Source organism: Thainema salinarum CENA647 (assembly GCF_057732415.1).
On sequence record NZ_JBYJZJ010000002.1, the window covers coordinates 41328 to 65279 of the forward strand.

Annotated in this window: 8 protein-coding genes and 1 pseudogene; 1 reads left to right on the top strand and 8 read right to left on the bottom strand. The window is 57.9% G+C overall.

Features of this window, described 5'->3' with window-relative positions:
- Nucleotides 1–40: 40 nt before the first annotated feature.
- The 3 genes from AC286M_RS00315 to AC286M_RS00325 are packed head-to-tail and all read right to left on the bottom strand — an operon-like array spanning nt 41 to nt 6468.
- Complete coding sequence (locus AC286M_RS00315; protein ID WP_488202476.1) at nt 41–2620, bottom strand: calcium-binding protein; 2580 nt, start codon at nt 2618–2620, stop codon at nt 41–43.
- Nucleotides 2532–4577 carry a calcium-binding protein gene (locus AC286M_RS00320; protein ID WP_488202477.1) on the bottom strand — a complete coding sequence of 682 codons (2046 nt, stop codon included), beginning with the start codon at nt 4575–4577 and terminating at the stop codon, nt 2532–2534. Before AC286M_RS00320 ends, AC286M_RS00315 begins: the two co-directional genes overlap by 89 nt.
- Entirely contained in the window at nt 4564–6468 is a 1905-nt protein-coding gene (locus tag AC286M_RS00325) for a hypothetical protein (RefSeq protein ID WP_488202478.1), read from the bottom strand. Before AC286M_RS00325 ends, AC286M_RS00320 begins: the two co-directional genes overlap by 14 nt.
- 224 nt (nt 6469–6692) lie before the next feature.
- On the opposite strand from AC286M_RS00325, the gene AC286M_RS00330 reads away from it, so the two are divergent.
- Entirely contained in the window at nt 6693–6911 is a 219-nt protein-coding gene (locus AC286M_RS00330) for a hypothetical protein (protein ID WP_488202479.1), read from the top strand.
- 187 nt (nt 6912–7098) lie between these two features.
- Here the strand turns inward: AC286M_RS00330 and AC286M_RS00335 are convergent.
- The 5 genes and pseudogenes from AC286M_RS00335 to AC286M_RS00355 all read right to left on the bottom strand — a co-directional run bounded on the left by AC286M_RS00335 (nt 7099) and on the right by AC286M_RS00355 (nt 23916).
- Nucleotides 7099–8235, bottom strand: a pseudogene (locus AC286M_RS00335) (IS3 family transposase).
- Between the two features lie 83 nt (nt 8236–8318).
- Nucleotides 8319–8771, bottom strand: coding sequence for a hypothetical protein (locus AC286M_RS00340; RefSeq protein ID WP_488202480.1), 453 nt, complete (start codon nt 8769–8771; stop codon nt 8319–8321).
- Between the two features lie 147 nt (nt 8772–8918).
- Nucleotides 8919–16562: an autotransporter-associated beta strand repeat-containing protein gene (locus tag AC286M_RS00345; protein ID WP_488202481.1), complete on the bottom strand. Its 7644-nt coding sequence runs from the start codon at nt 16560–16562 to the stop codon at nt 8919–8921.
- Nucleotides 16563–17050: 488 nt separating this feature from the next.
- Complete coding sequence (locus AC286M_RS00350) at nt 17051–19639, bottom strand: hypothetical protein (RefSeq protein WP_488202482.1); 2589 nt, start codon at nt 19637–19639, stop codon at nt 17051–17053.
- Entirely contained in the window at nt 19582–23916 is a 4335-nt protein-coding gene (locus tag AC286M_RS00355) for a hypothetical protein (RefSeq protein ID WP_488202483.1), read from the bottom strand. Before AC286M_RS00355 ends, AC286M_RS00350 begins: the two co-directional genes overlap by 58 nt.
- Between the last annotated feature and the right edge of the window lie 36 nt (nt 23917–23952).

Here is a 23952-nt window from a genome sequence, read left to right on the forward strand (position 1 = left end):
CATAGGTCAGCTCAGCGTGGTCGACATTTCATGTCTACATTCATTCAACGATGCGTATGAATGGATCACTGCCAGTTGGCAGCGATTGCTGAGGCGATCTGCTGCTCCTGCACAGGAGTGCACCGCTGACACTGCCCATGGGTGCAGGAGAGAACTGGCTCATGGCCTGCACCAGGCTCTCCACAGCGTTACCCGACAGCCTCTCGCCATTGCTCAACGTCATCATTTCGATCTTTGCGCTTGCATCCGCCCTGTACCAGCCCTTTATCATCACCCCGTTGTCCGTACCGATCACCTGCACACTCAGATCCTCTCCCGCACGACTGAACCACAGCTCATTCTTGGAGACATCTCCAAACGACAGCGTGTCCCATCCACCTGTGTCAGCGATCTGGTCAACGCCATCAAGGCGGTCGAACATGTATCGATCATCGCCCTCTCCGCCCTCCAGCGTGTCGTTGCCTTGGCCACCGCTCAGACTGTCATTGCCCAGGCCACCAACCAGCACGTCATCGCCATCCCGGCCTTCGAGCCAGTCATTGCCATTGCCCCCGATCAAGTGGTTGCTCTGCGCGTTGCCTCTGAGCTCGTCATCCAGCGCCGTGCCCACCACGTTCTCGATGTCCGAGACCGTGTCGAAGATGTTGTTGTTCAGGCCCCGGTATTTGTACACAGTCCCCGCAGCAAGATCCGCAGCGATGCCCGAGGCCCTGCGCTCCTCACTCATTCCGCTCAGGTCCGGACGGGTGTAGTCAACCGTGTCCGATCCGGCGCCGCCTGCCAGCGTGTCGTTCGCAATATCGATAGTCTGCACAAAGCGGTCGTCCCCGTCACCGCCATCCAACAGATCGGCTCCCAGACCCCCTTCAAGAACGTCGTCCCCGCCAGCTCCGTACAACCGGTCGTCGCCCATGCCACCCGAGAGCAGGTTGCCGCGCGCATCACCGGTCATCGTGTCATTCAACATGCTGCCGATCAGGTTCTCGATCCCGCTGAGGCGGTCAACACCTCTGCTATCCGTTTCACCAAACTTGTACACCTTGCCCTGACCCAGATCGGCCACAATGCCGCGGTAGCCCAGCCCACCGTCGCGCGCCTTGGCAAACGCCGTGACGTTGTAGTCCACCGTGTCCACGCCCTCTCCACCCTCCAGGGTGTCGCTCACGCGCTCGAGCTCCTGCAGGATCCGGTCATTGCCATCGCCACCGTCGACCATGTCAGCGCCATCGCCACCGAAGAGCTCGTCATCACCCCCCATGCCCAGCACCGTGTCGTTCCCGGCATGTCCTTTGAGCAGGTTGCTGCGGCCATCTCCTTTGAGGATGTCATTGACCACCGTGCCAATCGCATTCTCGATCTCCTGGAGCTGATGATTGACACCGTAGGACGGCACGCCAAGTGTGGACAGCCGCTCCACCACCATGCCCTGTGCCAGGTCCAGCACAATGGCAACACCCAGGCCGCGGGCACTGTAGTCCAGCGTGTCCGTCCCTTCACCGCCCCGCAGCGTACTGCTCGTCGTATCCAGCCCGTCTTGCTGGCGGACGATCAAATCGTCGCCCGCCTCGCCATTCACCTCGTCGCCGCCAGCGCCAAACACCAGCACATCATCGCCTTCACCACCCATGAGCTCATCGTGATTTGCTCCGCCATCAAGCGTATCCGCCCCTGCGCCGCCGTAGAGCCTATCGTTGCCCGCCATGCCCAACAGCAGGTTGTCCTGCGCATCGCCCTTGATCGTGTCACGCAGCACGGTGCCCACCACGTTCTCGATTCCGGAGAGCTTGTCGCGATACTCAGAGTTGCCCAGAAACTTCGTGGCCATCCCCCGCGCGAGATCCACGTAGACGCCTTCCTTGCGCTCAAGCAACTTCTTGATATAAGTTTCCTGGCGTTGGATAGACTCACGACCCATCTGCTCGATCGTCTCGCGCTCAACTACTGAGAGGCTGCGCTCGAATGCGTCAGAACTCAGCTGGTAGTCCGCCGTGTCGATCCCTGCACCGCCAAACAGCGTGTCTTCATGAACATCAAAGTCCTGCAGGATCCAGTCATCGCCGTCTCCTCCATCGACCCGATCCACACCATGTCCCCCGGCCAGGGTGTCATTGCCGGCGCCGCCGAACAGTCCATCGTCACCTTCGGCCCCGACGAGCATGTTGTCGGCACCGTCACCGGTGAGTGTGTCCGCTTTCGTCGAGCCCCACAGGTTCTCGATCTCGATCAACTCATCTGCTGCGCCGCTCTCCTGCAATGCCCGTCCAGTCTGGAGATTCGCATTGATCCCCCTGGCACCAGAACCTGAACCGCCAAAGCGCTGTCTGTAATCGACGGTGTCCACGCCTGCGCCACCGTACATCGTGTCGCCGCTCGCATCGGCGTCCTGCACGATCCAGTCATCGCCTTCATCACCCCACAGGCGATCCGCTCCCTTGCCGCCTTTGAGGGTGTCATTCCCAGCACCACCGCGAAGCACGTCATCTCCGTCGTAACCATCGAGCAGGTTGCCGACCGCATCACCCATGAGTGAATCACCGCCGGTGGTGCCCACAATGCCCTCGATTTCTTCCAGCCTGTCCTTGAAACCGTTGCCCTTGTCTACATCGAAAGTCTTGCCCAACCTCGACGGTGATACCTTTCGAGACCAGCGCGCTGTAGTCAACGGTATCCATGCCCTCGCCGCCATACAACGTATCGCGCGCCGCATCTCCATCCTGCACGATCCAGTCGTCGCCGTCTTCGCCACGCACCTCGTCAGCGCCTCGTCCACCATGTAGCGTATCGCTACCGCCGCCGCCCCTCAATACATCGCTGCCACCTTGACCGTACAAGGCGTTGTGAGCCGAGTCACCGATAAGCACATCCGCCTGAGCAGTCCCGATCACGTTCTCAATCTCATTGATCGTGTCGCGACATCCATTCCCTTTGTCCACGGTGCCAGTAGAGAGGTTTGCGACGATGCCCTTTGCAAGGGCATCGCTTGTTCGATAGTCAACCGTATCGCTTCCTTCTCCACCCACCAGTGTGTCATTGCCAACATCAAAATCCTGCAAGATGATGTCGTTGCCCGTACCCCCGCTGAGCCTGTCAGCACCCTGCCCACCGGCAAGCGTATCGCTTCCACCACCACCAAAGAGGATGTCGTCACCCTCCAACCCATACAACAAGTTGGCGCCCAACCCTCCTCGCAGCTCGTCATTGAGACGGGTGCCGACAACATCCTCGAACTCACTGACTGTGTCGCCGCCTTTGATTCCCTTGGATTCATTGCCATCAGTGAACTTCTTCACCTTGCCGCTCTCAAGGTCCACCATAACACCGGTGTTGGACCGCTCGCTTCCTAAGATGTTTGTCAAACTGTAGTCAAGCAAGTCCCTGCCCTGACCTCCAACCAAAGTGCTGTCGTGAGCATCGATTTCTTGAATGACGTGGTCATCGCCATTGCCCCCGAGCACCCAATCCGCGCCTTTGCCGCCATACAGGGTGTCGCTACCCATACCTCCATTTAGTGTGTCATCGCCGTCGCCGCCGAAGAGCGCGTCATTTCCCTCACCTCCATCAAGGAGATCGGAGCCCGCCAGACCCATCAAGATATTGGATTGTCCATCGCCGACGAGCCAGTCTGCAGCATTGGTGCCAACGGCGTTTTCGAAACCTAGAACGTGGTCAGATGAACTGGTTTCTACATAGTGCTTCCAAGCCAGCCCTTGGGCTAGACTGATACGCACCCCTAGTCCACTGTTTCTAACTTTCGTCAGATCAGTTAGTGAGTAGTTGATCGTATCGTTTCCGTTTCCACCATACAACGTGTCGGTGACCATGAGTTCGATGTCTTGGAAAACATAGTCGTCCCCGTCGCCACCCCTGACATCATCACTACCAGCCCCTCCCATCAAAGTGTCATCACCAGCATTTCCAATCAGCCTGTCGTTTCCGCCGCCCCCTGCAAGTGCGTTTCCTTCCTTGTTACCCTGAAGAACGTCGGCTCCTGAACTTCCAATAAACCTCTCCACGTCCTGCAGCTGATCGACGCGCACTAGTCCCGACTGACTCCAGCGTTCAGCACTAACAGACAGATAGCTGCTCGTCTCACTCTCTGTCTTCGTCTTTCCGACATATTCTGTTCCAGAAAGAATGATCTTTCTTACCTCTGCGGTCCCATTATCGTCTATGGACAGCTCTAATGAGCCACCAAGTGCCGCATAGCTGACCGTATCAGTCCCTGCTCCTCCTTTTACCGTCGCAGTACTATTGCCCATAAGCACCGAATCGTCTCCACCGCCGGCAGATAGCAGAACTTTGCTCTGAATTCGCTCCTTTGAGTAAAGCCAAACGTCGGTAACCAACTTCGTCAGATCAATTGATGACGCGGTGCCTCCGTCCTCGATCAACAGATCCCGGGAAATATTTGCAAAGAGACGCTCGTCGCGCCAGCTGCTCAATTGAAGTGTGGATGCCGACGAAATACTCACAGCTCCTCCCGTGCCATCGATATTGATAGCCCTCTCCTGCGCCAACAGATGTGCAACAACCAGCTTGCTGTTCCCTGGAATTTCGACGTCCTTAATACTTTGCACAGCAGAGATGTCTGCTTTGTGGACCAACTGTTGCGCATCGGCCGGGCGGCAAAGGCTGCGCAATTAATGTAGGAAGGCTACTCACGGATGCCGAGATCGACTGCGAGATTAGCGAACCGGCCACCAACTGTTTTGACAGCGCTTTGTCAATTGATACAAGCGCATCGGCCGCGCCTCGCCTAGCAAACAGGAGCTCCTTCCGCTCGGCGGCCAACGCGCCGAGATTCTCCTGTGTCAGCAATGATTTCTGCTCAGCGGTAAGTGCCTGAATGGCCTGCTGGCTCAGCAGTGCGAAACGGTCAGAAAGCCCCTTCAATTGAGGCGCCGTCAGGCTTTTGACTTGCTCCGACGTCAAAGATCCAATGATTTCGTCATTCAGTGTCAGGAACACTGCAAGAGACAGGTACTTGATGCCTTCCTGTGGAAGCGCAAGGATCTGATCTTTGGACAAAAGCATGCCTTGAGCAAAGGTCAGACTTTTCAGCACAGTCCCACTAAGCTGTCCAAACGCTTCGCTGCTGAGCAGCGCAATACGTGCGCCAAGGCTGTACACCTGCTCCACACTGAAGGACGGCGCCTGAGCCGCCGTAAAGCCGCCCACCACCGCATCGCTCAGGTTGATGATCACCGCATCGGTCAGCCACGTCTGGATCTGGTGTGCATTGAGCAGCCGGATCTGCTCCCTGGTGGCCCCGCCCCATTGCGCCAGATTGAGGCTCGCAGCCACCGAATCCGTCAGTCCGCTGAACGCCTGGGTCAGCTGACCCACCCGCTCTGGTTGCATGGACTGGAGTCGAGCCACACTCATTCCGGCCCCTGCATGCTTGCCCAGACCCTGAAGAACCTGGCTGCTCAATCCGGCAAACTGCGCATCGCCAAGTGCCGCAACCTGCTCTGCCGTGATCCCACCCCAGGCTGCGCGCATTCCATTGATGAAGGCAGCTCCAAGCTGGGCGAACTCCCCCGTGCTCAGGCGCTCGATCTGCGCACCTTGCACTTGTGCCAGCAGCTTCTCGGGAAGAGCGCTCATGAACTTGGCGGAAAGCCCTGCAAATGTCGATGGCGAAATCGCAAGCAATTTTGCTTGACTGAGTACCGCCATCTTTGCCGGATCTGTCGCCACCGACTCCACTAGCGCGGCCCGCAAGCCGCCAAACGTCTCCGTGCTCAAGTTCCTGAACTGGCTGACGGAAAGTGTCTGGAACTTCTCTAGGCTCAGTCCATTGATGACAGAAACAGACCACGTGGAGAACCACTCATCGGGCAACTCGGAAATTCTGGTATCACTCGCAATCAGCCAGGCTTGGAGCTGCTCACCACTGAGCTCCCCGAGTCGGCCCTCGCTATAAAGCGTCTGCATCGTTGACCGAGAGAAGGTTGCCACACCCGCCTCACTGATCGCGCTCAAGGTCCGCGTCTCTTCTGCAGAGTCAGAGTATTTGTTTGGCTCGGCGTTCAGCCATGACAGAAGCGCCTTCTCGCCCATCTTTGCATGCGCATCGCTGGCGTTACTCATCGCTTTGGACGAAATGTAGCCCAAGGCCGCATCAAGGGAGCTGGCCTGCGTTGCATTCGCTCGCAGCCATTCGCTCAATTGGATGTCTGTGGCCGTCGATAGTCTCACGCTGAGAACCATGTTGCTCGCTAGGGTGTTGAGCTTGGAGGCGCTGAGTTCGTTGAAATTTGCTTGCGAGAGCGACGACAGCGGCGTCAGCCCCGACATCACGTTGGAAAACCAATCCATTACCGTGCTCACCACAGGAATTTCGCTCAGCACGTTCGAGATCACGTTGGTCACGGGCGACATGAACGTTGTCACCGCAACCGCTGCCTTCACCACGGTCTGTTTGACCGCCTTTACCGCCTTGGCAATACTTGAGAACAACGACATAGTTAATCCTTCGCAATTTTCCCAGGGCGGGAACACCCTCATACAGTGGTCAGTTGGCTTCGCAGAAAAAAGTGGAAGCCACTTTTGAGTGATGCGAGTCTGCGTCAGGTCCGCAGCAGCCGGGGCGCGAAGACACCAGTTGCAGCAACAGCTCTACGATCTGCACTCCTCCGATCATTAACAACCCCTGTTCCAACCAAAAAAAGCGACGCAGATGTTTCCCAATGGACACACCAGTGCACTGGTACCTTGGCGGAGGCAATGGGAATGACACCTGGTATGGTGGGAATAGAAACGACCTCCTCGCCGCAGGCATGGGCGCTGACCGACTTGACGGTGGGGCGCGCGACGATTACATCCTGCAGGACATCGAAATGGTTAGCCACACCGTTTCCGGTGGTGCGGGGACTGACACGCTGGACTACAGCCACACTGATTACTAGGCATCGCGTGACGGCGAATTGAGGCACACGGGCATCGTCGCGAACTAAAGCATCGGCAACTGTGGTTCAGCATGTCTGGCGTCGATTTAAGTATGCATGTGATTGGTACTCGTGGGCTGCTGCCGGTTTCATCGACACCTTGTTAAGGTGGATGGACTGCTCCCGGTCTAGTAGACACCCCCACGCCTCAAGCCGAGGCGCGTTCAAACGCCTCGGGGCTGATGCCGCCCAGATGACTGTGGCGACGGGTACGGTTGTAGAACGCTTCGATGTAGTCGAAGACATCGGCGCGCGCCAGGTCCCGGGTCTTGTAGATGCGCTTCTGGACGCGCTCCTTTTTCAGACTGCTGAAGAAGGACTCGGCAACAGCATTGTCCCAGCAGTTGCCGCGCCGGCTCATGCTGGGTTCGAGGTTGTGGGCTGCACAGAAGCGCTTGAAGTCATCATTCCCATATTGACTGCCCTGGTCGCTGTGAACCAGGACGCGCCCTGCAGGCTTGCGGCGCCACACCGCCATCAACAGGGCATCGAGCGCCAGCTCCCTGCTCAGCGAGGCCTTCATGGACCAGCCCACTACCTTTACGAGCGTAGAGGTCCAACACCACCGCCAGATACAGCCAGCCCTGCCACGTCCGTATGTAGGTGATGTCGGTGACCCAGACCTTGTTGGGTGCGTCCACGGTGAACTCGCGCTGTAGATGGTTGGGCGCAATGATGGACGGCCTTCCCGCAATCGCGCGTGGCTTCTTGTATCCACGCACGGCCTTGATTTTGTGGCGCTGCATGAGCCGCTCCACACGATGCAGGCCGCAACTCTCTCCCGCTTCACGCAGGTCGCCAAAGACACGCCGAGCGCCATAAACGCCGTGACTGGCAGCGTAGGAATGCCGAATGAGCTCCAGCAGCCTGGCATCGTCCTTGGCCCGCTCGGACAGTGGGCACTGCAGCCAGGCATAGAAGCCCGCGCGTGCCACCTGTAGCACCCTGCACATCAGGGCCAGCGGATATTCATGGCGATGCTCGTTCATGAAGCGGTACTTCACTCGGGCTCCCTGGCAAAGTACCGCGCGGCTTTTTTTAGCAGGTCGCGCTCCTCTTCAACTCGGCGCATCTGGGCCCGCAGCCGAAGAATCTCGCTCTTGGCTTCGAGCAGCTCCTTGGACTGCTGCTCAGACTTGTCCGGCGACACCGCCTTGACCCACTTGTACAAGCTGTGCGCCGAGACGCCCAAACGGCCTGCAACATCGGGCACGGTATATCCGCGCTCGACAACCTGCTTGACTGCTTCTTCCTTGAATTCCGGTGTAAACCTCTGGGTGCTCATCGCACTCCCTCCTATGCTCAAAGGATAGGCGGGGTTTGTCTACCGGACTAGGGGCAGTCCAGTCTTGTGAGCACTGCTCTGAACTAGAACAATTCTCTTCTGTCCATCGTTCGCGAGCTAAGGAGGCTGATCTGGGAAACCTCAGAATGGTCCAGGTTGAGCACCAGCATGTGCTGAGCGGAAACGAGGTTACTTTCGATCCAGACACCAGGAAGATTTGCTCTTCTGAGCCGCCCCACGAGCTGCGAAGTTGGAAATACATCCGCACGACGCAGAGTGCCATCTGCGAGACAGGCGTCCAAGGTGGGTATCCGGCTCCCACATGGCAGCTGCAGCTTCTCCCGTATGAGTTGGGCAGGAGGATGTGAGCCCGTTAGCTCGAGCATGTTCAGGAACGCGATCTCACTTGAAGACCAAGCGTAGGCCACCTTGTCGCCAACTTCATGAAAACGACCTGCGACCGAGGAAGGCACCAATCGCTTGTAGCTGAATCCTTGCAAAGGGCGCACCAGGCGCCATGCATAACCGTTAATCACAGAATCCCTCCTCGTTCCCATGGGAGGGCCGCACTTCCCGCCGAGAGGCTTGAACCGCATGCGCGCTCGCTTTCTGCGGGGCCCGCCGAACGGTTAAGTCACGGCCCCCAGGAGATGAGTCTGCCCAGCACCATGCATCTCGTCTCATCACAGCTCGGAACCTTCTGCGATCGCCTGCAACATCTGCATAACTACGACTAGGCCGTCAGTACGCATTAAGGCCTTGGTCGGGCTTGAACGCAATCGAGGATGGTGCTCGTCGAGCCATGCCTGCGCGGAGGGCAAATCCCCAAATGCGTACATGGCCAGTTCCAAGACCTGCGCAGGTACATTGAATGGCAGCGCTTCCACGACTCCAGGAACAGACGATCCACGGCGTGCGCCGCGTGCCTTGCGTGGTCCAGACCCATTCCGGCGCGTCTCCTGTTCAACGTTGATCACCGGACCTTCCTTTAAGTGTTTGTCGAAAAATTCGGCGCCCTCGATGCCAACGAATGACGTGGTGCTGAAGCTCTCCGGAGCATTTGTCATGGCGCGACATCCACGACAAACCGAAGCTCTACGGTCTTGGCAGGAAAAAGGCTTCCCGTTAAAGGTCCATGTGATATTGCCGGTTTTTGGCGTGCTTCCCGCATTTTGGGCCAAGGTGCAATCCACGCTGCTATCAGCCAACGGGGTGTTCTTGACACAACTGGTCAATCCCGCCGGCAGCTCGCCCTCAAGGCTGGCGCTGCGGAAGGTGGTGTAAGCCGGGGTGTGGTCACTCAACTTCAGATTGCCCACAGGTGAATTGCCGTTGTTGGTGACCCTAATCCGATACTCGAGAGTAGACCCAGGCTTTGCTTGATTGTTCTTCTCCCATACCCCGCTCCCCACACCGCTGGAGTTGGCCATACGAACTTCCTTCTCGACGCTCACCAACGAGGACATGGCTGTGGTCGTGTGGGTAAGAACATACGTCTCAGCCACTTGAGTTGTGACGAACGTGAAGGTCGCCTCCACAGGCACGGAACGCGTTGTTGCATCTGGAGCGGCGGGTGCAATGTCCTGACGCATCAGCACACATATCACCTCGCCCTGAACCATGGCTTTCGAGCTCGGAAGCGGCTGCTGACCGGCCGGCGTGCCGGTGCATCCTTGGTCAAGGAAAAGAACTTCGTTCCATCCTGTCATAGGTGCAGAGTTCACCCCTGCCCCTGTCACGAAGGTCACGGTACCGCCAGTACCAGCTATGAACTTCTGTGCGTAAAAGACGGACCCGGCGGGCGCGCCCGACTGGTTCAAGGCACCCAAGGGCTCCAGTTTGCTGTGAGGGACAGCACCAAAGTTGAATATTAGCGCACCGCCGCTGGCGGGGGCGAGAAAACTGATCCGGTTCTGGTTGCGACTGAATGTCAAACTTAAAGCGTTCACAGTGGTCGGCGTTTCATCGGGCAGAGATATGCCTTCCATTGCCGCCCCTGCGCTCGCGCCGGTTGCCAGATGGCCCGTAGGTGGCGTTGCGACCACACACACCGGCATGCCACTTCGATCAGCAGGAACTGTCAGTTGCCAGCCGCCATCTGAGGCAGTCGTGGTCGCCACCAGATCGTTACTGCCGCAGTCGGTCAGCCGAACAGTCGCGCTACCCAGGCCGACCTCCCCGGCGCCTCGCAGTCCGTCGTTAGGCGTAACTGAGTTAACGCCTGCCGAGGGTGCCCCGCCATCATTGAAAAGCACGCCGGTGATCGTCGCTCCGCTTTGCTCTTCGAACGTACACACGATCGTCGAATGAGCGCGCAAGTTGGCCGCCGGCACCGTCAGTGTCGTCCCGCTCAACACACCGAAAGCCGTGGACCCGTTGCCACTGACCGATCCGTTTGTATCCTCACAGCTCGCCACAAGCGGCTTGTCCACAGGCCAATTGGCTGGTCGCTGCGTCTCATTGATCGACACTTGTACGCCAGCGGTCCCTGTCAGCGATGCGCTTTCGGCAGAAGTGCCCGCGGTCAGCACATTCACCGTCACCTGACTTGCAGACAGGCCAGTCAAGTCAAACACAAAATTGCCCGCTCCACTGCCTGTTAGCGTCTTGCGAACGACTTTGACAATTGGATCTAAGCTCAGAACCAACTGAACTTTGTTCCCCCCTGCGTGCTGCAACGTTCCCTTGTATCCAGGAGGAAGTCCGGAAATGGTGCCACTTGGCAGGACGCCTGAGAAACTCCCGTAAGTGAAGAGCGTGTAAGTCCCAACGCTCAGCGTGTTTCCTGCAGAGGCGTTGATGCTGATCTGTGTGTCCGCGGCAAGAGTGAGTGCGCCGACCACGCGTACGAGGTCGTTCTTGCTCCCACCTTCGATACCGGGCTCACCCAAATGGAATGTTACGAGGCTGTTGGACGCCAGCGTCAACTCGGCAGTGTCGAAAACGCCCACCGCATCAACAAGACCGACCTCAAGCTTGCTGGATGCACCGATGGTCACAGCGCCCGCGGTCCCGCTCCCTCCGAGAACGCCAGCACCAGCCCCCACGTTCAGCGCCCCGGTGAAGCCTACACCGGGGTTAAGCCACAACCCGCCGGGGCCGGTCTTTGTAACGGTTCCTAAGCCCTGCATAGCCGAGGTCAACTGCCCATTCAACGGCACCTCAATGGTGCTAGATTGGGAAATCGTGAGCGCAACAGCAAGGCTGCTGACACCGGTGCCCCTCAATGTCCCGCCTGCCAGATTGACAGGCTCACTTAGTCCCGCGATAGCACGCAATTCCAGCGTGCCACCTGGATTCACCACGGTGTCATGGGAGGAGTCGCCCAGGCCACCGAGGTGGCTAACGGCAAGCGTCCCTTCGTCAAGAGTGACCACGCCCATGTACGAAGAGTTGTCACTTGCCAGTACAACCGCCCCGGTGCCCCCGCCTCGCTTTGTAAGCGCGCCGCTGCCTGTCAGCGTAGTGCCGATCGTCACCTCATCGCTTCCTGTCGAAGTCCATGTCCGCCCTGCGGTCAGGTTCAATCCTCCGCTACCGGTGATTGCCAACGCACCGGTCGCCGCAAATGTCATGTTGCCGACTGCCACATTCTGGCTGACATCTACGATTCCGCCCGCACCCGTAAAACTCGCGCCCGCGTTTGGGACCCAAGGTGTCAAAGCTCCGCCGGATGGCAAAGTACACCATGTAGCGCCTCCGGTCCAGCTGCCAGACCCACCCAACGCGTTGCAGTTTGCGGACCCACTCCACACAAGTGGTCTGGATGCCAACGTCAGCGTAATTTGCTTGTTTGTCTGGTCGTGTTGAAGCGTGGCTTCCCATCCCGACGGAACGGTAATGTTTGCAGCAGTAGGAAACGCACCACTAAACGACCCCGTATATTGGAAGAGGTGATATGTGCCTTGCGCCAAGGACCCGCCCGTTGCAGCGCTGATGTTGATCTTGGTGCCTGCCGCGAGCTCGAGATCCGTGGCAGAAATCTGATCGTATTGTCCGTCGGCGTTGCTAAAAATGTGAAACTCAACTACCCCACCGGCGTTCACAGTGAGCTTCTTAGCCTGTAGCGTGCCAACGTGGGTGGCCGCTTCGGTTTGGCCTGGTGCCAGCTTTGCACCTGAAGCGACCGTGACGTTAATTGCCCCCGCTCCCACTGCGGCCAATGTACCCTCCTCCACAGTCAATGTGCCTGAGTAGTTCGATCTATCGACCGGCATCAGTTGAAGCGCACCCGTTCCCAACTTCCGAATTGAGTTCGCTCCAGACAAGGCACGCAATGAAGTCGGATGATTTACACGCAGAGTGGCGTCTCGGTCCACTCTCACGAGGGAAGCAATAACGTTCGTCCCTTGCGCGTTAACACTCGAAAGTACAGTACCGCCATCGAGAACGATAGTACCGGGGTTGTTCTGGGTCAGCGCAGTTCGAAGTTCCAGCGTACCGCCCAGCTGGACGGTGGTGGTGCTTAACGTGGTACCGAGGGACGTCGAAGTTGAAACTGCCAGAGTGCCTCCACTCACGACCATCGATCCGCTGAACGAGCCGCCCGATGCGTTCAGCACAACGGTGCCCGGCCCCGCTTTTGTTAACGTGCCGGAGCCTTCAATCTGTGAATTAAATTGGACCTCATGACTCGACGACGAAGTCAGTGTGCTCTGCGATGATACTGAAAACCCATCTCCCGTAAAGGTCAAGGGCGACGTATTCGCAAACCTGAATTCGCGGAATTGCTGCGTGGCCATGGGCATCATTACAGTGCCACCTGGACCTTCAAAGACGGCGGAGGCACCATCTTTCCAGACTCTAGCGGTTCCACCTGACGCCTTCGTGCACCATGATGTGTTCGCCCATGCGCCCGTACCGCCCGTGGCACTGCAAGGGTTGCCGCCGCCAGGAGCCCAGTAGAAGATTGATTGGACAGAAACGCTCAACTTCTTGGTAGTAACGTCGTGAACCAACGTTGCCACCACGCCAGCGTTCGTGATCGCAGTTGGCAAAGTAATGTCCGAATCTAGGATGCCCCCAACGTAGTCGCCCGTGTACTTGAAAAGGGGAAATGTGCCTTCCTTCGTAATATCCAGCGCGAGTTTTGCACCCGCCTTAAGGGTAAGATTTCCGTCCACGACCACGTAGTCGTTAGCGGCGCTGCCTTCCGTGGTCTCGGGAACTTGGAGCGAAATCGTGCCCCCGCTCTCAACGGCGAGGTTCTTGGTGTAAAAAGTCGCATTGGTGTTTGCTGCAGTGGTCCCGGGGGAGAGCTTCGCGCCGGAGTTGATAATCAGGGAGACATTTGGAGCGGCCGTGCTGCTCTGAGAGCCACCTATCAGCTCGCCTTCTTTCAGATTTAGCGTACCTGCGTAGGTGGTACTAGAAGGGCTCAGCAACAGGATGCCTGTGCCCGTCTTGGTTACCTCGCCGCTTCCCGAAAGCGCTCCTGAAATGGTGAGCTGGGTGCCGGGCACAGAAATCTTGCTTTCTGTCCCAGTGATCGCCAATGCGTTAGTCAAAGTACTGCTGCCAGTGCTCGCAACCAAAGTACCATCACCACTCAGGGTGACGGGCTCAGCAATGCTAAGACTTCGTATATCAAGGGTGCCCGTTCCCATAATTGTCGTGCTACCAGCAGAGGTACCCAGCGCGGTCGAGCTCGTCTCGACTGCCAGCGTCCCTTCGCTGACGGTGATCGACCCCGCATAGGTACTACTGTTTCCGCTTAGCAGCAACGTGCCCCCCCCGGCCTTCGTCAGACTGCCGGCCCCACTAATGGGCGAGACGATCGTTACGACAGTTGACCCAGACGACGTCAAAGTGCGAGGAGCGGAAAAACTCAGTCCGCCCCCGGCAAGGGTCAGCGCGGTTGTAGGCGCAAACTCCATGTTGCCAACGGTATGTACTTGTGAAAGGCTCACCGATCCACCTACCCCGCGAAAACTCACATCCCTGCCGGCGTCCCACAGAACGTTAGTGCCACCCGAGCTTTTGTTGCACCAGTTGGAAGACGTGGTATTCCACGTACCCGCTCCACCCAAGCTGGTGCAAACGGAAGCGCTGTTAGTCCAGTACAGCGGACCTTGCTCCACAACCAGTGTGACCTTGTTACCCACCACTGCAATGGTGCCCTTGAGCCCGGCAGGTAATGTCAGATTCGGCGCCTCACTGGACGGTACGCTTGGAGCCGCACCGGAAAATGTAAACAAGGTGTATGTGCCAGTACTCAGGCTTCCGGAAACAGGTGCCACCACAATCTTGGTGTCCGTAGCCAGCTGCAGATTCCCATTGACCGTCACAAGATCATTGGTGCCACCCTCGCCGGGCCCACTCATCTGGAATGCAACGGTGCTTCCCGATTCGAGGGTCAGATTGTGAGCTCGGAAAGTACCTGCCGTGCTAAGTCCGCCGGGCTGCAGCGTTGTGCCGGTTTTCAGAACAGCGCTGCCATCGGGCAAGCCTAGACCACCCACCGTTCCCGCATCGACAGTCAGCGTCCCGCTGTAATTGCTGGACGCATGATTCAGCCAAAGCGATCCAGCGCCGGTTTTGCTAGTACTTACCGAACCGGAAAGAGCTCCCGAGATGGTCAAGCTGACTCCGCTCGCTGGCACGTCAAATTTCGCATTTGTTGCCGTTGGGTCTATAGAAACGGGTCCGGACCAAAAATTGGTGCCGCTGCTCGCGCTGAATGTAGCGCCCGCGCCTTTCAGCGCGAGCGGGCGTGCGGCTGTGCCTGCGTCGAGTGCAGAAAGGTCGAGCGCTGCACCGCCTTCAACGGTGAACTGTGCCGAATTACTGCCAAGCGCGGTCACCGTGCCCATAAGGCGCAGCGTCCCGCCAGAAACCGTGGCACTGTTATAAGTGCTAGCCAGTCTGATCAATTGAATGCCGCTATCCGTCTTGCGAATGGACCCCGCAGTCAGCGTGCCTTGATAATCTGCAAGGGGAACCACACCAGGAGTCAAAGCGGCACTTTGAACCGCTCCAAGCGTCAATGTGGCAGTACCACAGTTAACTGCACCCGCCCCCTCGATTGAGGCGAATCGGCAAGCCGTCATCCCGGAACCCATGTTATATGTTCTCGCAGCCGCGACAGACAGTGCTGTGCTGATTGGCCATCCTTCAGGACTGCTAGCACCGATTAATTCACCACCCGATATCACAATTTTTTTTGGACCAGGTGCATTGGTCGCACCTACTGATTTGTAGAGAATCCCGGTGCCTGTCTTTGTAAGAGTGAAGTCTCCAGACACTATATCGTCGAGGTACAACGCTCCCGTTGACTGCACGACGCTGTCTGCGCCAAGGGAGATGGGGCCAAGCGCTGATGAGGTTCCACTCGCCAAGAGCGTGCCCCCATCGAGCCTAATCGGCTCCGCTGCGAGTGAAACACTTGGCAGTTCGAGCGTGGCACCAGAGGCAATCACCGTCCCCATACTTGTTGCCCCTAGACCTGCGGAACTGGTCACACGAAGTGCGCCCTCTGTGACAGTGGTAAGACCTGAGTAATTGTTCGCACTTCCCGAAAGTACAACAGTGCCTGAACCCACCTTATGTAGTGGCCCACTGCCTGTAACTGTTCCAGAGAGCGTCAAAGACCCATTTGAACGAAGCTCACTGGCCGAGCCGGATAGATTAACAGTCCCACTGGTACTCGCGTTGCTTCCTGAGAGCGTCCCCGCCAACACAACAGGCTTTGAAATGGTTATAGACCTAAGGTCCAGCGTTGCTCCTTCCGCCACGTCTGCGCCGCTGCCGCTCATGGCATACGCGTTATCCAATGCCAGCGTACCATGCTGTACGACCGTCGTGCCTGGGTATGAGTTAACGTAGTTGGCGAGCGGCGCCAACACCAAGGTACCCAGGCCTCGTTTGAGCAGTCCCGAAGGACCACGCAACCTGCCTTTGATGGTAAAATTCGAATTAGAACCCACATGCAAATCAACTTCATTGGTGAAATAAAGTTCTTCGCCGGTGTTTGTGAGATCAATGAACTCCACATTGATGTTGGCATCTACTTCAATATTGTTTACATAACGTCGAATGTTGTCAGCGCCAACAATTTCCAGTTCAACTCGCGCATTTTTGGTGAAAACCGCCGTTCTATTTCCCGCGGACGCAAGTTTGCTCCAAGGCTGCCTTGAATTGCTTCCTGGTGCACACCAATAAGCGGTTTCCCAATTCCAGTTGTTGACATCCTGACTGGTGGAGTTGTAGATCCCGTTTGCACAGTTGGTAGTCCCAGGCGACCAATACCAATATTGTTGCTGTGCTTCAGCATCCACTTGGAAAAGCAAGGCAAAAACTGCACTCAATCCGATCAAGGGTGCACGCAAAACCCGACGAACTCTACGCGCCCTAAAGCGATCGATGTACAAGCGAAAAATCGCCCAAATTTTTTGAAATCGCACGTTGAAACTCAATTAGTTGCTAGCAATGGTGTCAGCGGCGGGCGCCGGCTAACGTATCCGACAGGGCATGGACATAGAGCGTAAACGGATGTGCCTGGACATCCAACGGCACACCTTTGGCTGAGCTCGTGCGCTCAAGTGGTTGGGAATCTATGCTCCAGGAGACATTGCAACCGCAGCTTTTACGCAGAGCATTTCTGAGCCCAACGGATCGCGGCAACCACAATGAATCTAATTGGTCTCTGTTAACGCCATGCCCCACGCTCAGCTGGACCTGAGAGCGCTTGTCTTGCTTGAGCTTGGCCCCAAGCCTTTCGATCCGCGCGCGACCGTAAGGCGCTAGTTCCTTGCCCTCGCCAAACAAAAGTTTGTCGCTCCAATGGAGTTCGCTGGTCAGCTCAAGGTCCAGTCGATCATCTTCCACTGAGGGGGGGGGGGGTATTTGCCGTCGTAGCCTCCATTTCGGGAGACTGTGATCGAGCCGGGGAAGCCAACGTTGCACGAGCCGATGCTGCGCCCAATCCGAAGTTGGATTCATCGAACTTCAACCGCACGCGCAGGTACCACCCGCGGTCGGTGAAGTTCGCACCTGCAAGTTCATGGTCGCGCAGGCCGCGGATGTTGTAGCCTGCAGACAGCCAGAGGCCTGGAACGACTTGATATCCAACTTCTACGCCGTAAGTTTGCTGCCGACCGCCATCGCGTGCGAACAGCATTCCTGCCTGGACACCTACATCCCAGTCCTTGTTGATGTCACGCGTGTAGCGCAGGTGCAGAAGCTGAGTGAGCGTGCTGCTGCGACTAATCTCATCTTCGACCCGATTCAGACGAACCGCATATCGGCCGGTCAACACTCGCCCACGAGCAGGGTTGTAGTTGAGAACGCCGGCAAAGAGATGGGTGTCATAGTCGCCTGGCAGCATCGCGCCGCTGCTGCCAAACAGCGCATAGGGGCTTACTGAGGTGCTGCCTGCAGCGATGTTTTCCTGACGATGCTCATATCGCAGCAACCCATTGACAACATCGGTGTCGGCCGGACGCCAGGCCAGGCCCAGCTGCTGCCGAGCAAGACGCCGCGAGCCTGCACTGACACTCTGCGTTCCAGTGTTCACAGCGCGAGCGAGCACCGACCAATCGTCATCGAGTCGGTAGGCTCCCGCGATGTTAAACAGCCATGAACCACCGTCTGCCGCATCGCGTTTTTCCATCGAAGTACTGGCGCGCCAGGAGCCGACGTTGTATTCCAGCCCCAGCGTGGCAGCGGTAGCATCACTGCCTGCGCCACTCATCTGTTTGGTGTGTTCAATGGAGCCGGTCGCACGAAGTGATTCGGTTATGGCAAAGCTGTTGCGCAAGCCAACACCATTGTTCACACCCTGAGTGCCAACGCGGTACTCGTTGAATACCCGTCCACCCTCCATGTAAGTGCTGTCGATGCCAAAGATGGAGGTGACTCGGCCACCCATTGTGCCGCTGGCTTCCTCGCCCGTCCCTCCGTAAAGGCTGGAGTCGAACTCGCGTCGACCGTAAACCCGGGTCGCCGCTGTGAGTGAGTAGCTGCCCCCGACGGCTACAGCGCGACGGTCACGGTCGTGCACGTCCTGTTCGACTTCCCCGAACACCTCGGCCGAAAGGAGCATAGGCGGGCGCACGGCAACCCGCGCACGCACCGTGGTCGCATCAACTGCATCGGAAGTCGCCCTTGCGGTCGTCGTCGACATCGAGCCTGCGGACTGGGTGCCGGGCACTGCGCCGTACTCAAAACTGCCAGCCTGGGTGCCCGCAGCATTGCCGTCACGCAAGCCGACTTCGACTGCAACGTTTTCACCCAGCTTTTTCTGCAAGGCTATCGATGCATTCCGGCTGCTGGTCTCGGCGCCTTCGAGCCCATTTTGGCCCTTGCTGTAGATCAATTCACCGCGCAGACGCGTACTCTCGTTGAGCGTCCACTCGGCGCGAGCTGCCCCCTCAGTACGGCCAGCGGTAACCGTCGCGCCTGGATTCTCGAACGCTGCGTCGGTCTTGGTGACCTCGGCGTCCAGCTTGAAGTTGCCCTCTGCATGCCGCAATTCCACCCGTTTGCCCTCACCCACTCCTGCGAAATCGGATTCCGTGCGCGCCACTTCTGCAGCGACGACGGTAGACTCGCCCACGCGACCCAACACTGTGACGGCTTGCAAACCCCGGCGGTTGTTTTCCGGGTTGTCGTCCTTAGCAGCAACCACACCCACTTGGACGCGTTCGCCCACCTTGAACTGTGCATCGACCCCAGCTGTCAGAAATTCTGGCCCCCCTTGGTCGACGTCATAGCTGACCCGCAGCGACTGTGGATTCAGATTGGGATCGAGCGAAGCCAGCGGACTGAGCAGCATCAGCCGACGCGTTAAAGGTTCCAGCGCGTAGTCGGTGTTGCGCACTAGTTGGCGGCTGCTAAGTACCATTTGAGGTTGTGTGCGACTGCGCACAACAAGCTCAACCTGCTCACTATTGGGCACAATGTCACCAACACCCGTGAGGAAGTAGAACGACAGTCCATTGGCAGGAAGCTCTTCAACTTGCTGCTTGCTCGACGTGTTACTTGCAAAGCTGGTTATCCGTGCTTTGTCCGTCTCGTACTGGTGCTTCACCCCATTGAGGGAGCGATTCACCTGACTCAAGCGGCGGACCTCTGCGCTGGAGCTGGTCACAAAGTCGCCATAGAGCAGGTAGGAGCGCTCCTTGTCGATACGCACATACAGCTTGCCCACGCTCTGCGCATCAAACCCCCGCACGGAGTCGTCGCCATAGACAGGATAGTACTCCTCGGGTCGGATGTCGCGGAATAAGCGATCCTTGGTTGTCTTGTCCGAGTCATAGGCTGCAGTCAGCAGGTAAGAGCCCTTGACTGCTCCCTTAAAATAGAACGCGCTTCTGCCAGAAGCTCTGCTACTGCCACGTTCACGCGCTAGGCCGCTGAGCTCAGCTTCGAAGGCACTGACATGTCCCTCCGCACCATCCGGCACGCCCCTACTGCTGCGAGAGAAACCCCCTCCACAATGCCAACGCCACTCATCGGCTGCAAATGGGGCAGAAGCGTAAAAGTCTTTTCTAGAACGATTGCACCTGCGGTCAAGCGCAGACGCAAAGGGCCTGGTTCAGCAGGAGGTGTGAGCTTGACGCGACCAACGCCACCTTCCACGAACATTTGCACGCCGGGCTCCGTCTCATTGAGATCGATGTCGTCAAAAGTGCCGCGATCCGCGTTCATCGTCACCGCTGTCCGTGCAGTCACAGGTACGCCAGCTTTGTCCGAAAGTTTGATGACGAACTCGATTGGGGTGAGCGGGTCGGCATAAACTACGTCAGACGCCGTGCCTATCTCTAGTTTGCTCAGGTCGTCGGGTGCGGTGACGTTCACCACCGCGGTCCCGCGTACGTTGCCCATCGAGTCCATGACGATGAGTTCCAAGCGGTTGCGGCCTGACTGAAGAGAGACGCCAATGTACTCCCACGCGGAGACGGATGTGCGCTCCAGCGAAACCTTCTTGCCAATCCGACGTTCGCTGAGTTCCGTACCGTTCACGTTGAGGCGCAGCTCTGCGCCTCGGGTGCCCTTTACACGAACGTTAAGACTTCGAGACAACAAGGTGTCACCTTCCTTGATATCCAGGAAACCGGGCTGACTGTCCAGGCCTGGCAGCAGCGCTTCGAGTTCAACCGGTGTGGCCAGAAGCAGCGGCCCTAGTAGCGATGCTGGGTTAGAGGTCAGCTCCTGCGTAGACATGCCACTCCCGGGCGCGCCGTTCTCGGCACGCGAGGGCAGAGCGATCAATGCATTGGAGGCGCCCATTCCACCTTGTTGTGCGGAAGAGGCGCTTCCCGGGCCAGCCACATTGCGGGTGGCCATGGTCGGAGAAAGTTTGGTCTTGACAGCAGTGTCGAGCTCAACGTTCGATTTGGCGCCAGCGCGGCGCACGTTGACTGCTTCCACCATCTCCCGTGCTTCGCAGTTCACAATGGGAAAGTTGGCCTTGGCCAACTCGCCCTTCTTGACGTCCACAAAGCGGCTGTCAGAACTGCCGGAGTTGCGGTTGTCCCATGCCTCCAGTTGGGCGCCTGCAGGCAGGCTGCGAGCATCAACCTTCATGACGTGTGTCACCGGCTTTAGCCCGTACAGGCTCCAGCGCCCTTGCCCATCGGTGATTACCGAGCTGCCGTTTTCCAGAAATAGGCGCACACCCGGCACACCTAGCTCGTTGTCACCGTCTTGTTCGCCGTTCCGGTTGCAGTCCAGCCAGACCTTGCCAAAGGCATATGCATCATCGGCAAACACGCCACCGCCCACCTTGATACTCCACGTGGCTTCATTAGAGGTAAGGCCGTTGCTCGTGGCCAGCGCGCGGTGAACGGCAGGCTCCGATGTGGACACACCAGGGCCTGCTTTCACGCGGTACTGAACGCTCACACTGGCGCCATTGGCCACGGTGTAAGCTGGAAAGGTAAAGAGAAGATTGCGTCCTGTAGCGATGCTCGAATCTGCTGTGCGGGCCCCTTTGAAAACAGCGCTGCCTGGTACAAGGGTGAATCCTATAGGAAGGGTGCCGCTGAATTGAATGCCGGTCAGGTCAAGCCCGCTGCGATTGGTGAGCGTGAGCTTGTAGTCAACGAAGTCGCCCAGCTCAATCTCCTTGCGGTTGGCACTAATCTCCAGAAAGATAGCGTTAGCGCGCGAAGTGGCCGGATCCAGGGGGATATGGTTGTGCAATACCTCACAGATGCTGTTATCCAACCGGTTGAGACCCGAGACCACCTGGCCGAAGTAGGAAGTCGGATCGCCACTTTGCGGAGCACCACTATTGGCTACCACTGGCGTGCACGCTGTATGCACGCCTGGCTGAGGCGCGATGGTCGTAGAAGGGCGGTAAAGACTACCTGCCGGCGGCTCAGCGATCAAACTGTAAGTACACAGGTCAGACACCGGAGGGGAGCGCCAGAAGAACTGGTACTCACCATCAACGCCCGTCTTCATACTTGCGCTGCCGTCAGCATAATAGGTGAAGGCACTGGAGGTGCCATTGAAAATGTCAGCCGGTGTGATGGGGGTGACGGCGCCATTCTGGCAGCTCATACGTCTCACGCGCACCACGGCTCCTTCAACGGGAGTTCGTTCCACCGAGTCGTATACGACGCCCTGAGGGTCGATCAGTAAGAGCAGGGACAACAACCCGTTAATACCCGACACTGTCTGATCTGCCGACGCGTCGTAAGACACCACCCAGACTTTGTTGTCGACGACCGCGCGCATCCCCTGCGCACGCGCCAGCGTCACCTTGACCGTGAAGCTGATCACTTCGGACTCACCTGAACCCAGGGATCCGCTTCCATCTGTCAATGAAAGCGCGTCGCGTACGGGAGCTCCGCTATTTGGGTCGACGATGTCATTGCAAGGGGCCGAGCCTGTGAATCTGGAATTGACCACTAGACGTCCGTTCCTGGCCACGGGCGCTGTGACGATCTGCCAATGCGTCACTGCGCCGTTGTTCTTTTGCCGCAAGGCACAGTCAAGATTGTCGAAGACTCGCACCGAATGGGCAGGTACCGCCCCGTTGTTTGTCGCTGTCACTGTGTAGTCGATCTCGAATTGATCCGTGCCGATACGCCGTGGCAAAGAAGCCACTTGCGACAGGCTGAGCAGTGGGGGAGCTCCAACCGCCGTGGAAGACGCCTGAGTGTCAGGACGACCTGATCCTGCGGGATCCGGTTCAGATCCATCGACGGAACGATCGGTAAGGTCTCCGCCCACGCCGCGAGAGGCCTGACCATTCGCATAGGTCAAGATCGTGCCTGAGCGGCCGACAAAATTGACCCGGATGCTGTACTCGACCAACACTTCACCACCCACCGGGAGAACTGCACCGTCAAGAAGCAGTTTGTCCGATCCGCTGCGGCCGGTGAAATCCGTCGAAGGGCTCACGTTAAACGCCGATGGCGAAGAGCTCACCACGCGAACACTACCTGCCACCACGCTATAGTGGCCTGCGGCAGGAGTTGGCGCAGCCGAGAACGAACCGAACGCATGTTGCATGTCACCTCCCTCAAGAAGATGACGGATTTGAGCCTGACGAACGGGAACGTGGCTGTAGTTGCGCAGAAGCGCCCGGAAGGTCACCACCGCCGTACCGTCGTTGACTCCTGCGGCACTGGTCTGCGGAACCATAGAGACCGCCTGAAGAGCCACACCAATGCGGCTGTCATCGACGGGCACCACAACTGCATTGCTGCGGGCAGAAACAGTGCCTGAGCTGTCCCTAAACTCTGCCTCGAATACGTTAATGACTTCACTGGGCCGATTTCCCGGCTCATCGGTCAGTTTCACGTCCAATCCCATTGAGACCACCTGATGCGGCGGTAATCCCGTGAGTCCAATTGCCACTTCCTCCGCCATCACATCCCCGTTGGTGCGGTAGCTGTAAGGCGGATCGCCAGGTAAGCGATACAACAGTTTTGGGCTGGGCCATGAGGAGCGCAATGATCCCGGCACCACACGGGTCCCAGCCGGCGTCACGTTGCGCAACAAGACAAGAGGAGTGGGAACGCCATCCACGATAACTTGCGAGGTCGATGGACCTGCCGTGGCTGTCGGCATGGCGGATTCACCGCCCGTGTTGGTCGCAGTCAGGTCCAACTGGATGACACTCGATCCGGGAAACAAAGTGCTATCTGCGTAGCGCACAGTCTGGCGCATTGAGATGGCTGCGCTCGCACCCGCCTGCACCAATGACATCTTGGTTGCAGTCTGGCTTTGGGAAGATGTGGTCGCCGTAAGAGACAGGCACGCCTGTCCAGAGGCGGGAGAAGGAACGTGGCCAACTGCGAGGAGGTTGGCGCTCGCGCCAGCTGCCAGGCTGATTACCGGGCTTCCCAAAGGAACGAACTCTCCTGCGTCTGGTACGCCATTGTTGTTCGCGTCGATAACGAGGCGAAGCCCGCTCAACGCATATGCAAAGCTACCGCTACAACCGCTGTTGTTCAACGCAAAACGGTAATCCGATTTCGTGTTCCCCGTGTTCGTGAGGACGTAGTTCGCCACCAGCTCAGCACCAGGCGCTGTGCGCACTTCCGTAGCGCCACTAACCGTGAGCGCCTCAACGCTGTCCACGATGACCCGCGTGACCTGCGACAGCGCAGTAATGGGCTGAACGATTCCCGCCATGCGGTAAGTAGCACGGGCCTGTGCATCGATGGCTGTGCCGGCGGGGACACCCGCTGAAGCCGTACCACAGGCCACCAGCAGCGTCAAAAGAATGGCCAGATACCTACTTGACCTTGCAACAAG

Coding starts and splice junctions, on each gene's coding strand:
- AC286M_RS00325 (WP_488202478.1), bottom strand. CDS start 6,468: ATGTCGTTGTTCTCAAGTATTGCCAAGGCGGTAAAGGCGGTCAAACAG.
- AC286M_RS00330 (WP_488202479.1), top strand. CDS start 6,693: ATGGACACACCAGTGCACTGGTACCTTGGCGGAGGCAATGGGAATGAC.